General features: G+C 63.8%; 8 protein-coding genes and 3 pseudogenes. 10 read left to right on the forward strand and 1 reads right to left on the reverse strand.

Annotated features, from left to right (window positions below):
• Positions 1-125: 125 nt before the first annotated feature.
• From PWP93_RS21815 to PWP93_RS21850, 8 genes and pseudogenes are all read left to right on the forward strand, one after another.
• Positions 126-458, forward strand: a pseudogene (locus tag PWP93_RS21815) (phage minor tail protein L); the annotation flags it as partial.
• Positions 432-1,085, forward strand: a pseudogene (locus PWP93_RS21820) (phage head spike fiber domain-containing protein); the annotation flags it as partial. The pseudogenes PWP93_RS21815 and PWP93_RS21820, both read left to right, overlap by 27 nt.
• A 111-nt stretch (positions 1,086-1,196) precedes the next feature.
• Positions 1,197-1,538 (forward strand): annotated as a pseudogene (locus PWP93_RS21825) (phage minor tail protein L); the annotation flags it as partial.
• Positions 1,539-2,288 carry a C40 family peptidase gene (locus PWP93_RS21830; RefSeq protein WP_421045906.1) on the forward strand — a complete coding sequence of 250 codons (750 nt, stop codon included), beginning with the start codon at positions 1,539-1,541 and terminating at the stop codon, positions 2,286-2,288.
• Complete coding sequence (locus PWP93_RS21835) at positions 2,285-2,848, forward strand: tail assembly protein (RefSeq protein ID WP_421045907.1); 564 nt, start codon at positions 2,285-2,287, stop codon at positions 2,846-2,848. Before PWP93_RS21830 ends, PWP93_RS21835 begins: the two co-directional genes overlap by 4 nt.
• The gene (locus tag PWP93_RS21840; protein ID WP_421045908.1) at positions 2,848-6,240 is read left to right on the forward strand and encodes a host specificity protein J; all 3,393 of its coding nucleotides are present in this window, start codon (positions 2,848-2,850) and stop codon (positions 6,238-6,240) included. Before PWP93_RS21835 ends, PWP93_RS21840 begins: the two co-directional genes overlap by 1 nt.
• 474 nt (positions 6,241-6,714) lie before the next feature.
• Complete coding sequence (locus PWP93_RS21845) at positions 6,715-7,131, forward strand: hypothetical protein (protein ID WP_421045909.1); 417 nt, start codon at positions 6,715-6,717, stop codon at positions 7,129-7,131.
• 97 nt (positions 7,132-7,228) lie between these two features.
• Positions 7,229-8,068 carry a hypothetical protein gene (locus PWP93_RS21850; protein WP_421045910.1) on the forward strand — a complete coding sequence of 280 codons (840 nt, stop codon included), beginning with the start codon at positions 7,229-7,231 and terminating at the stop codon, positions 8,066-8,068.
• 23 nt (positions 8,069-8,091) lie between these two features.
• On the opposite strand, the gene PWP93_RS21855 is transcribed toward PWP93_RS21850, so the two are convergent.
• The gene (locus tag PWP93_RS21855; protein WP_421045911.1) at positions 8,092-8,367 is read right to left on the reverse strand and encodes a hypothetical protein; all 276 of its coding nucleotides are present in this window, start codon (positions 8,365-8,367) and stop codon (positions 8,092-8,094) included.
• Positions 8,368-8,788: 421 nt separating this feature from the next.
• On the opposite strand from PWP93_RS21855, the gene uvrA reads away from it, so the two are divergent.
• Positions 8,789-14,752 (forward strand): excinuclease ABC subunit UvrA, encoded by a 5,964-nt coding sequence (uvrA, locus tag PWP93_RS21860; RefSeq protein ID WP_421045912.1) that lies wholly within the window; start codon positions 8,789-8,791, stop codon positions 14,750-14,752.
• A 333-nt stretch (positions 14,753-15,085) separates the two neighbouring features.
• Entirely contained in the window at positions 15,086-15,316 is a 231-nt protein-coding gene (locus PWP93_RS21865) for an H-NS family nucleoid-associated regulatory protein (RefSeq protein ID WP_035533873.1), read from the forward strand.
• The last annotated feature ends 63 nt before the right edge of the window (positions 15,317-15,379 follow it).

Raw genomic sequence — 15,379 nt, forward strand, 5'->3', positions numbered from 1 at the left:
ATGACGTTTGCTGTGGGTAGCCTTGTTCCAGGTCGGACGTATGCGATCCAGATTTACGGCGGCTTGCAAAGCGATCCAGGTGTGGTTACCCAAGCGTACGGCGCTTCGATCTCGGGGATCATTCTGTGAGCATCAGTAGCGATATTCAGCAACTCGAACCAGGGCGACTTGTCGAGCTTTTCGAGGTCGACTGCGTGGCGATCGGAGGTGACATTCTGCGCTTCCATGGCCACCTCCAGTCGACGTCGATATGGTGGCAGGGAAACGAGTACAAGCCGTGGCCGATCGGCGCGAGCGGCTTTAAGCGCACGACGGACTCGCAGCAGCCGACGCCGACACTCACAGTGGGCGACATCAACGGCACGATCTCGGCGCTGTGCGTATACCTCGCAGATCTGGTCGGGGCGACGGTGCGCCGCCGGCGCACGCTCGTGAAGTATCTCGATGCCGCGAACTTCGTTACCGATGTGGCGGCGACGAATCAACGCTTCGGAACTGGCGACGGTGCGACTAAGGTGTTTCAGCTCGTCGGATCGGCGGGGCAGCCAGTCACCCAGAATGCGGTCGTTCAATCGATCTTCCGCAACGACTGGCAAGGCAACCAGCTGCTGTATGCGACGGCGCGAACGAATTACATCGCGCATTCGACATACAACCCTTCTTGGTGGATTGACCCGGCCACGAGCGGCATCACGTTCACCGCCGGCATTGACGCCCCTGATGGAAGCAATACTGCGGTCCGGTGCGATTTCACAACCGCTACGGGCACTTCCCGGCTGGTGCGCTTAATTAACTCCACCAATCTTCCGGCGGGGACATACACCGGGTCATTCTGGTGCCGGTTGCATTCGGGATCGCCAGGAGCTCTCGGAGCGGACATCGCAGACTACGCGGTTGGTGGAGAGAAACGGTACACGCCGACATCCACATGGACCAGAGTAACGGGCGTACCGTTGGTTTGGAGTGGCGGGACAATCTTTTTTGATCTAGTCAATAACACCGGGCTTGGTTTTGTTATTGACCTATGGGGCGCGCAAATCGAAGGCGGTTCCGTGGTAGGCAGCTACATCCCCACCACCACCGCTGCGGTGACGGTGACGGACTATAGTGCGGCGCCGAATGGCATGATGACGCTTGTGACTGCGCCCGCTGTCGGCGCCGCGCTCACTTGGTCGGGTTCTGGGCAATCAGCCATCAATCCGACGGCTGACCCGACTGCTGAAATGGCCGCTGAGATCTGGCGCGTGGAGCAGAAGAGCAATGAGCAGCCCGGCCTGCAGGTCGAGTTCACGCTCGCTTCGCCGCTCGACTTCGGCGGTCAGCAGCTTCCCGCGCGCCAGATCGTGAGCATCTGCCAGTGGAAGTATCGCGATGCGAATTGCGGCTACACAGGCGCAGCTTATTTCGACGCGAACGACCAGCCAGTGGCCGACCCGGCGCTTGACCGGTGCAGCATGAAGATAAGCGGCTGCGAGTGCCGCTTCGGCGTCAACAATCCGCTTCCAATCGGTGGATTTCTCAGCGACACCCTTTCCTGAATGAACGATACGACGAAGGCCGCGATCGCCGCGCACGCGATCGCGGAGTACCCGCGCGAGGCGGTGGGCCTTGTCACGTCTGTTGCAGGCGTCGAGACCTATATGCCGTGCGCGAACTGGGCGGCCACGCCGACTGAGCATTTCGTGCTTGCTGGTGAGGACTACGCGCGCGCCGAGGACATGGGCGAGATAGTCGCGCTGGTGCACTCACACCCAGGCGCGCCGCCGCGCCCGAGTGCAGCTGACAAGGCGATGTGCGAGCAGAGCGGAATCGCGCGTTGGGTGATCGTCTCGCTGGGCGTGCAGGCCGATGGCTCGATCGCCGTAGACGACTGGTGCGAGTTTGGACCGAGCGGCTACATCGCTCCGCTGATTGGGCGGCAGTTCGTGCACGGCGTGCATGACTGCTACGCGATCGTGCGCGACTGGTATCGCCTCGAGCGCGGCGTCGTGCTGCCCGATTTTGAACGGCGCGATGACTGGTGGGACGACGGTCACTCGTCGCTCTACCTCGACAACTACCGCGCCGCGGGCTTCGAGGATGTCGGGCTCGGCGCGGAGCTGCGGGTGGGCGACGTATTGCTGATGCAGGTTCGCAGCCGCAACGGCGTCCCGAATCACGCTGGCGTCTATCTCGGCGATGGCCACTTCCTTCACCACATGCACGGTCGTCTCTCGGGCCGGGCTGTGTGGGGCGGCATGTGGGCGCAATGCCTTCGCACGGCGCTGCGATACAGGGGAAGCGAATGAACGATCAACTGCGCACGATCCGGCTGTATGGCGTGCTCGGCGCGCGCTTCGGCCGCGTGCACCGCCTCGCCGTGCGGTCGACGTCAGAGGCCATGCGCGCGCTCAGCGTCGTGGTGCCGGGCTTTCGGCAGTTCATGGCGCGATCTCGCGAGCAGGGGCTGACGTTCGCGGTGTTCGTCGGAAAGCAGAACCTCGTGCGCGACGAGCTCGAATACCCGGTCGGTCCCGAAGAGATCCGCGTCGCGCCGGTGCTGCTCGGCAGCAAGCGCGGCGGCCTGTTCCAGACGATTCTCGGCGCGGCGCTCGTCGTGGTTGGCATCTTCACGCAAATGCCGACGCTGATCGGGCTGGGTGCCTCGATGGCACTAGGCGGCGTGGTGCAGATGCTCAGCCCGCAGACGGGCGGCCTGGCCGGCGTCGCCAATAACGGCACGTCGTATTACTTCAATGGACCAGTGAACAGCGCCGCACAAGGCGAGCCGGTTCCAGTCGTCTACGGGCGCATGCTGGTCGGCTCGAAGGTGATCAGTTCCGGGATTTATGCTGAGGATCAAAGCTGATGCGGATTTCAGGGAGCAAGGGCGGCGGCAGCGGCGGCTCGCCGTCGGAGTCGCCGGATAGCCTGCACTCGATCGCCTATGCGAAGGTGCTCGACCTCGTTTCCGAGGGGCCGATTGTTGGCCTGGCGAACGGCCTGCAGTCCGTCTTTCTCGACGGTACGCCGATTCTGAACGGCGACGGATCGAGCAACTTCCAGAATTACAGCGTCGACACGCGCGTCGGCACGCAGGACCAGTCCTTTCTGTCGGGCTTTCCTGCTGTCGAAAACGAGACGGCGGTGGGCGTGGCGCTCACGAGCGATGCGCCGTGGGTCCATCAGATCCAGAACACGCAACTCACCGCGGCGCGCATCCGCTTCGGCGTGCCGGCGCTCGAGCAGACGAACACGTCCACGGGCGACGTGACGGGCTATCGCATCGAGTATGCGATCGACGTCGCTGTCGATGGTGGCTCGTATGCGCAGGTGCTGTCTGGCGCGTTCGATGGCAAGACGACGTCGCTCTACGAGCGCAGCGCGCGCATCGAGTTGCCTGCTGCGACGACGGGCTGGCTCGTGCGCGTGCGCCGCATCACGCCGAACGCGCACAACACCTACATTCAGGACGTCGTCAACATCGAGGCGGTAACCGAGATCATCGACCGGAAGCTGCGCTATCCGATGAGTGCGCTCGTTGGCATGTCGTTCGATGCGCGCTCGTTCAGCTCGGTGCCGACCCGCTCGTACGATGTAAAGGGCCTCATCATCAGTGTGCCGTCGAACTACGACCCGGTCGCGCGCACGTATTCTGGCGTGTGGGATGGGACGTTCAAGCAGGCATGGACGAACAATCCGGCGTGGGTGTTCTATGACCTCGTTCTGAACGATCGCTACGGCGCTGGCAAGTTTGTCGACGCGTCCTCGATCGACAAGTGGCAGCTGTATGAGATCGCCCAGTACTGCGACATCATGGTGTCGGACGGCAAGGGTGGCCAGGAGCCGCGCTTTACGTGTAACTGCGTGATCCAGTCGCAGGCCGATGCATTCAAGGTGCTGCAAGACCTCGCGGGCGTCTTTCGCGGGCAGGCATACTGGGGCGCGGGCAATGTGATCGCGACTTCAGACATGCCGTCCGATCCTATCCACGTGTACACGCAGGCGAACGTGGTGGGCGGCCAGTTCTCGTACGTCGGCTCGGAGCGCAAGACGCGCTACACGGTCGCGCAGGTGAGCTGGAATGACCCAGCGAATCAGTACAAGCAGGCGGTCGAGTACGTTCCTGACGATGACGGCCTCGCGCGCTACGGCGTCATCAAGGCGCAGATTACTGCGTTCGGCACGACCTCGCAGGCGCAGGCGCACCGACTCGGGCTCTGGACGCTGCTCACGAGCCGCTATGAGACGAACACGGTATCGTTTCAGGTCGGCCTCGACGGCACGCTGTGCATGCCTGGGGAGGTGATCGCTGTCGCTGACGCGAACAAGGCTGGGCGGCGTATCGGTGGCCGCATCCGTTCGATGGCGGGCGCAACGGTGGTGCTCGACAAGGCGCCGACGGCGGCGGCCGGCGACACGCTCACCGTGATCATGCCTGACGGCGTTGCGCAGAAGCGCACGCTGCAGTCGGTAGCTGGCGACACGCTCACGATGACGGCAGCATTCGACGTGGATGCGGTGCCGGGCGCCGTATGGATGCTGGAGAGCGCGGACCTGGTCTCGCAACTCTTCCGCGTGACTGGCGTCGAGGAAGTGGATGATAACGGCCAGATCACGTACTCGATCAGCGCCGCGCAGCACGAACCGGGAAAGTACGCCGCGATCGACAACGGCGCGCAAATCCAGCAGCGTCCCATTACCGTCATCCCGCCGTCGGCGCAGATGCCGCCGGCGAACGTGCGCGTCTCGACGTATTCGTTCGTCGATCAGGGGATCGCGAAGACGAACATGGTGATCGCATGGGACGCTGCCGACAAGGCGGTGAACTATCTGCCGGAGTGGAGAAAAGACAACGGCGAGTGGGTGTCGGCCAACCAGACCGGTGGCCTGCAGGCCGAGGTGGCAGGCATCTACCAGGGGTCGTACGTGGCCCGCGTGCGCGCGCAGAACGCGATGGGCGTGACGTCGATCCCGGCATATAGCGTCGCGACGCAGCTCACTGGCAAAACCAGCCCGCCGCCGGCGGTCACGTCGCTCACGACCACGACGCAGGTGTTCGCGATTCAGATCGACTGGACGTTCCCAGCGGATGGTTCGGCGAACGATACGCAGCGTACGGAGATCTGGTACAGCCGTACGTCGTCGCGCGCCGACGCGGTGAAGCTGGCCGACTACGCCTTTCCGCAGGCGCGCGCGAACTTGATGGGTCTGGCCGCGGGACAGTCGTTCTTCTTCTGGGCGCGGCTCGTCGACACATCGGGCAACATCGGGCCGTGGTATCCGACTGGCGCGGGCGTGAATGGGCAGAGCAGTAGCGATGCCACGGAGATCCTCTCGTACCTCACCGGGGAGATCACCAAGACGCAGCTCGCGCAGGATGTGCTGGATCCGATCAACGCGATTCCCGGTCTGCAGCAGGGCGTGACCAACAACGCGGCCGCAATCACCACCGAGCAGCAGGCGCGCGTCGATGGGGACAGCGCGCTTTCGACGCGCATCGACCAGGTAAGCGCCCAAGTCGTCATTCCGCCGATGGCCGGCGACACCGGAGGTTACGCGGGCGCGACAACCGTCTATGCGGGCGTATGGTCCGAGCAGTCGGCGCGCGCTGAGGCGGACATGGCGCTGGCGCAGAAGACGGATACCGTTACTGCCCAGATGAACTCGCAGGGCGCATCGCTTATCGCCGCAGTGCAGACAGAAACGAAGGCGCGCACCGATGCCGATAGCGCCATGGCGTCGCAGATCACGACCGTGCAGGCGCAGGCAAACGACAACACGGCCGCCGTTCAAACTGTCTCGCAGTCGTATGCCGACCTCAACGGCCGCGTGAATGCCTCGTATACGATCAAGACGCAGGTCACGACGGGCGGTCGCACCTACGTCGCCGGGATCGGCATCGGTATCGACAACAACAGCGGCCAGATCGAGTCGCAGGTGCTCGTTGCGGCGCAACGTTTCGCGATCCTCGACAACACCGGTTCCGCTGTGTCGTCACCGTTCGTCGTGCAGGGCGGCCAGGTGTTTCTCGCGCAGGCGTTCATTGGCACTGGCTGGATTCAAAACGCCATGATCGGCGACGTCATCCAGTCGACGGCCGTGGGCGCGAACGGGCAGCCACGCTGGAAGCTCGACAAGAACGGCACGCTGACGATGAATGGGGCGAACAGTGGAAGCGGGTATCTGACGCTCAACGATTCGACGCTGCTCGTCTATGACAACAATGGCACGCTGCGCGTGCGCTTGGGGCTCTGGTAATGGCTGCTGGACTGCAAATTTGGGATGCGAGCGGAAACATCGTTCTCGATGCGACGTATCGGGTGATGAGGGTGATTGACTCGCGGAGCCTTAGCGGTGGCGCAAGTGGGAGTGTTGTTGACGATCGGCTTGCTCAGGGTGGATGGGTGTCTTTCCAGCCGAGCGTCGCCATAGGGGAGGGGTATCTATCCGGTGGTGTAATCACGCCGCGCTTTTCGATCTCTGGCAGCACGCTATCGTGGTCGTATGCCGCAAAAAACAGCAGCTATGACATTTTTCAGGATGGCATATTGTTTTATGGGGCTAGCTAATGACGGCGGGGTTTCAGGCATGGACCGATAGCGGACTGGTGCAGATCGACGGCACGACGCAGAACTACGCACTGCGGCAAACGCTACAGGGCAGTCTGCGCCGGATGCCGCGCTCGCCGCACTTCAGGCCGACCCGAGCCTCGCGCTGCAGTTTCAGAAAGCCGTGCTCGAGCAGCAGGCGCAGCTCGCGCAGATCAGTGCGCAAACTCAGCAGGCCCAGCTCGCCTACGAGAAGGACATCTACGCCGCAGAGGCCGCTGACCGCGACAGCGCGCGCCGACTTGCGTCACAGCAGCCGAAGGACTGGATGCGGCCGCTGCTGAGCATAGTCGTCGTTGCAGCGACGATCGGAATCGTATTCCTCGTGCTGCTCGGCGTGGCGGACGGCACGCTCAAGGACCCAGTGATCGCCGCGACGGCAGGCGGCCTGATGATGTATTTCGTGCGCGAGTCGTCGCAAGTGCTCGGCTTCTGGTTCGGCATGACAAAAGAGGCGAGCGTGACGAACGCCAAGGTCGCCGATTTTGCGACGGCGCCCGGCACTGTGACCGTCGAGCCAAGCGGGCAGGTGACGCAGTAGGCCCCAGAACGACAGTAGGCAAATCGTAAATTGTGTGTAAACTTTTGGAGCGGCTTGAGAGGGTCGCTTCAACAAAAAATCAAACCGGGGAACAAGAGTGAAAAAATGGCTTGCGGCAGCTTTTCTCTTTGCAGTCGGCCTGACTGCATGCGGCGGTGGCGGAGGCAATAGCGATGGCGGTAGCCCGACGCCCGCGGCAAAAGCACTAACGATCTCGATGTACGGCAAGCCGATTGTGTCGGCGCCGGCGAAGGTTGCGCGCGCACAATTCAGCCTGATCTCTGCAGCAGTCGCGGCGGAAGCGCCTGGCGCAGCATCGGATACGCAAGCGACGGTGCAGACGCTCACGGACGCGCTCGCCGCGCGCGGGGTGACGGCAAGCATTGCGCCGCAGGTCATGGACGGCACGACGCTGCACCAGATCGTGACGACGCAGTACAGCGGGAAGTCGCCAGACCCGAGCCAGTTCAAAGACCCGAGCGAATGGCTCATCGTCAACTTTCAGCTCGACGATATGGTCACGCCGGCGAGCGACCCTGCACAACAGGCCGCCGCCCAGCAGTTTTCCGCCGACCTTCTGGTGTTCTCGCAATGGGCTGCGGTGGCAGGCAAGGCGGTATTTGTGGTGTACCCAATCCAGACATGCGACACGCAATACTCGGCTTCGGCCGCCCTAGACTGGGCGCTCCATGACGCGTTTAGCCACGGTGCGCCCATTCGATTTACCGGCGGCGTTCCAACTGGATTTGGCTTCGATGCGAGCGGCAAGCCAACCCCCAATGTGGGAACCGACCTGTCGCACTACGGCGCCGATTGCCGAACGCCGGATGCGTACCTGCAAAATTTGCAAGTGCAATCGATCGCTGATGATGTTGCGTTGGCCTACAAGGAGACGGGCGCCGCAGCGCCGGCCTCCGGAGCATCAGCAACGCAGTAACAGGGCAACACGCGACCGCGCCGTTATTCCTCGCGCGGCCGCTTCTTCAGTCTCCCAGTGGAGTCATATGGCAGGCCACCGTGATTCCACGGTTCCAGGCCTCGCCAGCGCTGGCCGCGCATTTTCTCTTCATGGGCTACCCGGTCACGCTTCGTCTCGTCGAGGCGCCGGGTTCCTGGCCGCCCATATGCCCACCACCGCTCCGCCTCATAGTCCGTCATGTGGAAGCCGGTGCGCTTGACGTCGCGCCGGCGGCCATCATCGACGAATTCCCACTCATATTCCCATTCCGGCTCCATTTATCGGCTCCAAAATACTGTATGGATATACAGTATAGGCGCAGCTTCGGAGCGACGGCCGGAAACAAAAAAGGCCCCGTTGAACGGAGCCATTTTGTGTCCTGCAAAGGTACAACGCTGATTCTAAGGTACAGCGCTTCCCGCGAATACGGCGCAAAGCCTTATGGTGCGGGTGGCGGAGAGAGGGGGATTCGAACTCCCGATAGGCTATTAACCTATCCAGTCTTTTTGCCGCGCGCAAAATCCCTCTCGCACTGTACGGATATACAGTGTGCTACTATCGCCCGCGACCTTTCGAGTCTCGGCGCACAATCCAAAACGGCCCTGTAAGTGTTTGATTCCTTTAGTGCTAGGATGTGCAAATCGGGGCCGCGCGCAGGTATCGCCAAACGGCTCTAACGCATTGATTTAATTCGATAAATTGCCATCCGATAAGCTAATCCGAATCCGCGGTGCCCGCCAGCACAACCTCAAGAATCTCGACCTCGATTTGCACACCGGCCAAATGACGGTGGTGACCGGACCGTCCGGTTCGGGCAAGTCGAGTCTCGTATTCGACACCCTTTACGCGGAGGGGCAGCGCCGTTACGTCGAAACCTTCAGTGCCTATGCGCGTCAGTTTCTTGATCGCATGGACCGGCCTCAGGTCGATCGCGTCGACGGTGTGCCGCCCGCCATTGCCATCGACCAGACCAATCCGGTGCGCAGTTCGCGCTCCACGGTCGGCACGATGACGGAACTCAATGACCACCTGAAGCTGCTCTACGCGCGTGCCGCGAACCTTTTCGACCGCGTGACCGCGCAGCCGGTGCGCCACGATACGCCCGAGACGATTTACGCGGAATTGCGCGCACGCACGGCGGCAGACGACCCGCGCCTCGTCGTGACGTTTCCGGTCGAACTGCCCGAGACGACTACTGAAGAAGAAGTCGCGCAGTGGCTTTCCGCGAGCGGCTATACGCGCGTGCAGGCGCAGCGCGAAGTGAAGACCGCCGACGGCACGCGCAAGATGCTCGACGTGGTGGCCGACCGCTTCCGCTTGCAGAACGCCGAAAAGAGCCGCGTGATCGAGGCGATCGAGGCTTCGCTCAGGCGCGGCGCTGGACGCGTGAACATTTATGTCGTATCGGAAACCAACGGCGCCGCCGGCGTTTCCGATGCGAAATCCGAGCCGCTGATCTGGCGTTTTTCCACCGGCCTCCATTGTCCCGACAGCGATCTGCGCTATGCGGATCCGCAGCCGGCGCTGTTCTCGTTCAACTCGGCTTACGGTGCGTGCGAGGTGTGCCGCGGCTTTGGCCGCGTGATCGGCGTCGACTGGGGGCTCGTGATTCCCGACGCGCGCAAGACGCTGCGCGGCGGCGCGATCAAGCCGCTACAAACGCCCGCGTGGAAGGAGTGCCAGGACGACCTGATGCGCTACGCCGCCAAGGCCGGCATCCCACGCGACACCGCGTGGTCGGAGCTGACGCAGGAGCAGCGCGACTGGGTGCTCGACGGCACGCCTGACTGGAAGGGCAGTTGGCAATCGCAGTGGTATGGCGTCAAGCGGTTCTTCCAGTATCTGGAGTCGAAGGCGTACAAGATGCACATTCGTGTGCTGCTTTCGAAGTACCGCAGCTATACGCCGTGCGAAACGTGTGGCGGCGCGCGTCTGAAAACGGAAGCGCTGCAATGGCGCCTCGGCACCGGCGAGAACGCCAGCGAAGTGCTCGCGCCCGAAGCGCGCTTTATGCCGCACGGCGTGGAGTGGTCGCGCGCGCAGCTCGAAGCGCTGCCCGGCCTCACGCTGCACGATGTCATGCTGCTGCCGATCGAGCGCATTCGCCGCTTCTTCGATAGTCTTTCGCTATCCTCATCACTGCTTGACGACGCGCTCAAGTTGCTGCTTGCTGAAGTGCGCACGCGGCTGAGGTATTTGTGCGACGTCGGCCTCGGCTATCTCACGCTCGACCGCCAGAGCCGCACGCTTTCGGGCGGCGAGGTGCAGCGCATCAACTTGACCACCGCACTCGGCACGTCGCTTACGAAAACGCTGTTCGTGCTCGATGAGCCGAGCATCGGCCTGCATCCACGCGATCTGAACCGCATCGTCGAGGCCATGCAGCGCCTGCGCGACGCCGGCAACACGCTAGTGGTCGTCGAGCACGATCCCTCGGTGATGCTGGCCGCCGACCGTCTGATCGACATGGGGCCGGGTCCCGGCGAGCGTGGCGGCACGATCGTCTACGATGGCACGCCCGACGACATCCGCTCGTCCGGCACCTTGACGGGCGAGTATCTGGGCGGTCGCCGGGCCGTCGCCGACGCGTCGCACTGGACACGCCGAGCCGTCGATGCGGACACGCCGCGGCTCGTGCTCGAAGGCGCGAGCGAGCACAACCTGCGCGATGTCACGGTGGACATTCCGTTGCAGCGGCTCGTGTGCGTGACGGGCGTATCGGGCTCGGGAAAATCGACCTTGGTGCAGGATGTGCTGTATCCGGCGCTCGCGCGCCATCTCGGCAAGGCGACCGAAGCGCCGGGCGTCTATCGCCAGCTAAGCGGCGCCGGGCAGATCAGCGACGCCGTGTTCGTCGACCAGTCGCCGATCGGCAAGACCGCGCGCTCGAATCCGGCCAGCTACGTGGGCGCGTTCGACGAGATTCGCAAGCTGTTCGCCAAGGCGCCGCTCGCGAAGCAGCGCGGCTACACGGCGGGCATGTTCAGCTTCAACTCGGGCGAGGGGCGTTGCCCGACCTGTGGCGGCTCGGGCTTCGAACATATCGAAATGCAGTTCCTGAGCGACGTTTATCTGCGTTGCCCGGACTGCGACGGTAGCCGCTACCGCCCTGAAGTGCTCGAAGTGAAGATCGAGCGCGGCGGCCGCTTGCTTTCGGTGGCGGACGTGCTGGATCTCACCGTGAGCGAGGCGGCGCAGTGCTTCAGTGAGGACGTCGAAGTATTGCGGGTGATTCAGCCGATCGTCGACGTGGGCCTCGAATACGTGAAGCTCGGGCAGCCCGTACCGACGCTTTCAGGCGGCGAGGCGCAGCGCCTGAAGCTCGCGGGCTATCTCGCGGAAACGGCGCAGGCGAACGGCAAGGGGAGCAAGGAGACCGCAGCGGGCGGGCGCCTTTTCATGTTCGACGAGCCCACCACCGGCCTGCATTTCGACGACATCGCCAAGCTGATGCGTGCGTTCGGCAAGCTGCTGGCGAGCGGCCATTCGCTGCTCGTGATCGAGCATAAGCTCGACGTGATCCGTGCTGCAGACTGGCTGATCGACCTCGGCCCCGAAGGGGGCGACGCGGGCGGCGAGGTGGTGTGCGTGGGCACCCCGGACGACGTGATCGCTTGCCCGCGCTCGCATACGGGCGCGGCGCTCGAACGTTATGAAGCCGCGCTCGGCAACGGTGTCGGCACGCTAGTTGCCGAAGAAGAAGGCGTGGCGCTGCAGACGGCGTTGCGCGCGGCGCAGGCGCGCCGCGAGATTCAGGGCGAAGACGTGGTGCGCATCGTGAACGCGCGCGAGCACAATCTCAAGGCGCTCGACGTCGACATTCCGCATGGCCGGTTCAACGTCATTACCGGCGTGTCGGGCTCGGGAAAGTCTACGCTCGCGTTCGATATTCTATTCCATGAGGGCCAGCGCCGTTACCTCGAATCGCTGAACGCCTATGCGCGCTCCATCGTGCAGCCCGCCGGGCGGCCGGAGGTCGATGCGGTCTACGGCATTCCGCCCACGGTCGCCATCGAGCAGCGTCTCTCGCGCGGCGGCCGCAAGAGCACGGTCGCGACCACGTCCGAGGTGTGGCACTTCCTGCGGCTGTTGTATGTGAAGCTCGGCGTGCAGCATTGCGTGCACGATGGCACGCCCGTGACGTCGCAAAGTACCGATGCCATCGTCGCGCAGCTGCTGCGCGAGCATCGCGGCCAGCACGTGGGACTGCTCGCACCGCTCGTCGTGAACCGCAAGGGCGTGTACACGGATCTCGCGAAATGGGCCAAGGCGCGTGGCAATACGCATCTGCGCGTGGATGGCGAATTCGTGCCGGTGGCGCCGTGGCCGAAGCTCGACCGCTTCCGCGAGCACACGATCGAGTTGCCGGTCGGCGATCTCGTGATCGAGCCCGAAAACGAGGCGCAATTGCGCCAGTTGCTCGACACGACGCTCGAAGCCGGCAAGGGTGTCATGCATCTGCTGGCGCCGCTCGACGGGCTCGATCATGCAATTGGCAACGGCAGTTCGACTGCGCGCATCGGCATGGTGAAAGTGCTCTCGACGCGGCGTGCCTGCCCCGTGTGCGGCACGAGCTATCCCGAGCTCGATCCGCGCATGTTCTCGTACAACAGCAAGCACGGCTGGTGCACGACCTGCGTGGGCACCGGTCTTACGCTCACGCGCGAGCAGCGCGCGGTCTATGACGATACCGTCCTTGCCGCCGACGATCGCGGCCGCGAGCAGACTTTGCCATCGGAAGAGCAGGAGCCGGAGGGCATGGTCGACGAGCCGTGCCCGGATTGCCACGGCACCCGCCTGAATCCCGAGGCGCGCGCGGTGACCTTCGACGCGCATGCGATCGTCGATGTCGCACAGTGGACCGTGGCCGAAACGCGCCGCTGGATCGAATCGCTCGAATTGAACGGACGCGACGCGCAAATCGCGCGCGACGTGGTGAGCGAAATCCGCAGCCGTTTGCAGTTTCTCGAAGAGGTCGGGCTCGGCTACCTGAGCCTCGATCGCGCCGCGCCGAGCCTCTCGGGCGGCGAGGCGCAGCGCATCCGCCTGGCTGCGCAGCTCGGCAGCAATCTGCAGGGCGTGTGCTACGTGCTCGACGAACCGACGATCGGCTTGCATCCGCGCGACAACCAGATTCTGCTCGATGCGCTGCGCAGTCTCGGCGAGAAGGGCAACACGCTCGTCGTCGTCGAGCATGACGAAGACACGATCCGCCGCGCGGATCACATCATCGATATCGGGCCGAGCGCAGGCAAGCGCGGCGGACGCGTAGTCGCGCAGGGCAAGGTCGCCGATCTCGCGGCCCAGGCGGACTCCATCACGGGCCGCTATCTTGCGCATCCGATCGTGCATCCGTTGCAGTCGCGCCGCGAGGTGAAACCGGCGCGCGCGGGCCGCGAAGCGGTGCCCGCGCAGTGGCTCACGGTGCATGGCGGCAAGCTGCACAACCTGCGCGATGTGACCGCGCAGATTCCGCTCGGCCGCCTCGTCGCGATCACGGGCGTGAGCGGCTCGGGCAAATCGACGCTCGCGCGCGACGTGCTGCTTTCGAATCTGCTCGACGCGGTGGGGCGGTCGGTGCTGTCGTCGCCGGCAGAGCGCCGCGCGCGCAAGGCGGCGAAGGAAAGCGCGCCGGGCGCGGCCGAGCGCCGCTCGAGCGTGCTGGCGCGCACGAGCGTGAAGCCGAAGCTCGATGTTTCGCATGTGTGGCAGGGCTGCGACTCAATTAGCGGATGGGAAACCATCGACCGCGTGCTCGAAGTCGACCAGACGCCGATCGGAAAAACGCCGCGCTCGTGTCCCGCCACCTATATCGGCGTGTGGGACGCGATTCGCCGACTCTTTGCCGATACGCTCGAGGCGCGCGCGCGTGGCTACAGCGCGTCACGGTTTTCGTTCAATACCGGCGACGGCCGCTGCCCGGCGTGTGAGGGCCAAGGCGTGCGCACGATCGGCATGAGCTTCCTTCCCGATGTGAAAGTTCCGTGCGATGTCTGCCATGGCCAGCGTTTCAATCCGGAAACCCTGGCTGTGACGTGGCGCGGCCGGAACATTGGCGAAGTGCTGACGATGGAAATCGACGAGGCCGTGGAGTTCTTCGGCGCGATCACGAACATTGCACATCCGTTGCAACTCATGAAGGACGTCGGGCTCGGCTATCTCACGCTCGGTCAGCCGTCGCCGACGCTCTCGGGCGGCGAGGCTCAGCGCATCAAGCTCGTCACGGAGCTTTCCAAAGTGCGCGACGACGTCACCCGGCGCGGGCAGAAGGCGCCGCATACGCTCTACGTGCTCGACGAGCCCACAGTGGGCCTGCACATGGCGGACGTGGCGCGCCTCATTCGCGTGCTGCATCGCCTCGCCGACGCAGGGCATAGCGTGGTCGTGATCGAGCACGACCTCGACGTGATCGCCGAAGCCGACTGGATCATCGACCTCGGCCCCGAGGGCGGCGTGGGTGGCGGCACGATTGTCGGCGCGGCGCATCCGGAGGGGCTCGTGAAGGTGGCCGCGAGCCACACCGGCGCGGCACTGCGGCCCGTGCTCGCGCGCACGGCGAGCGGCGCGCAGTCGTTGCCGTCCTTGGTGGTGCGCGACGAGGGAGCGGACGATGCCGACTCCGATGGCGCGCGTGCCGCGAATCGGCGGGCCAGCGCTTCGTAAGTGGTTCCGTGGCTGCTCCATGGGCGCGTCGTGTTCGACGCCCGCGAGCGCTCCGCGTGGGCCTCGCGGGCGTCAAACTGCTTGATCTGGGCGGCTCGCGCAAGGTATGATGGGCTCCGCTTGCAGCAAGTCGCCGTGCATTTTTAGCGGCACATTCTGGCGAGTGGAGCAGCGGACCTCAGATCCCCTCCGAACCGGTCGCGGGTTTCATACCCAGGCCACCTCATCAGTGCAGCAGGGCTTCGCGGCAACTGGCGAAGCCTTCGTCTTTTCAGGGCAGACGAATCGATATCGATCGACGCCTGGTTCTTGCGATGCGAGAGGAATTATCCGATGTTCGACCTCGACGGTGAGGCGCGCGAACGGCTCATCCTGTGGATTAAACGCCGCATGGAAGAGTACGACATTACGCTCGAAGATCTTGAATTATCCATTGCCGAAAGTGAACGGCAGCCGATGTACCGTGATGCATACGGCAATACCTGGAATGGGGAAGGCGACATGCCGTCCTGGTTGTTGCGTTACAAGCATGCGGGGCAGGACATAGAGCATTTCCGCTGCTAGTGGCGAGGTGTTGCGCGGCAGGCTGTCTGGTGGTTTTGCCGGTTCTGGCAATATTTCAGTATC

Origin of the sequence: Paraburkholderia sp. A1RI-2L (assembly GCF_048957375.1) — a bacterium.
Lineage (GTDB): Bacteria > Pseudomonadota > Gammaproteobacteria > Burkholderiales > Burkholderiaceae > Paraburkholderia.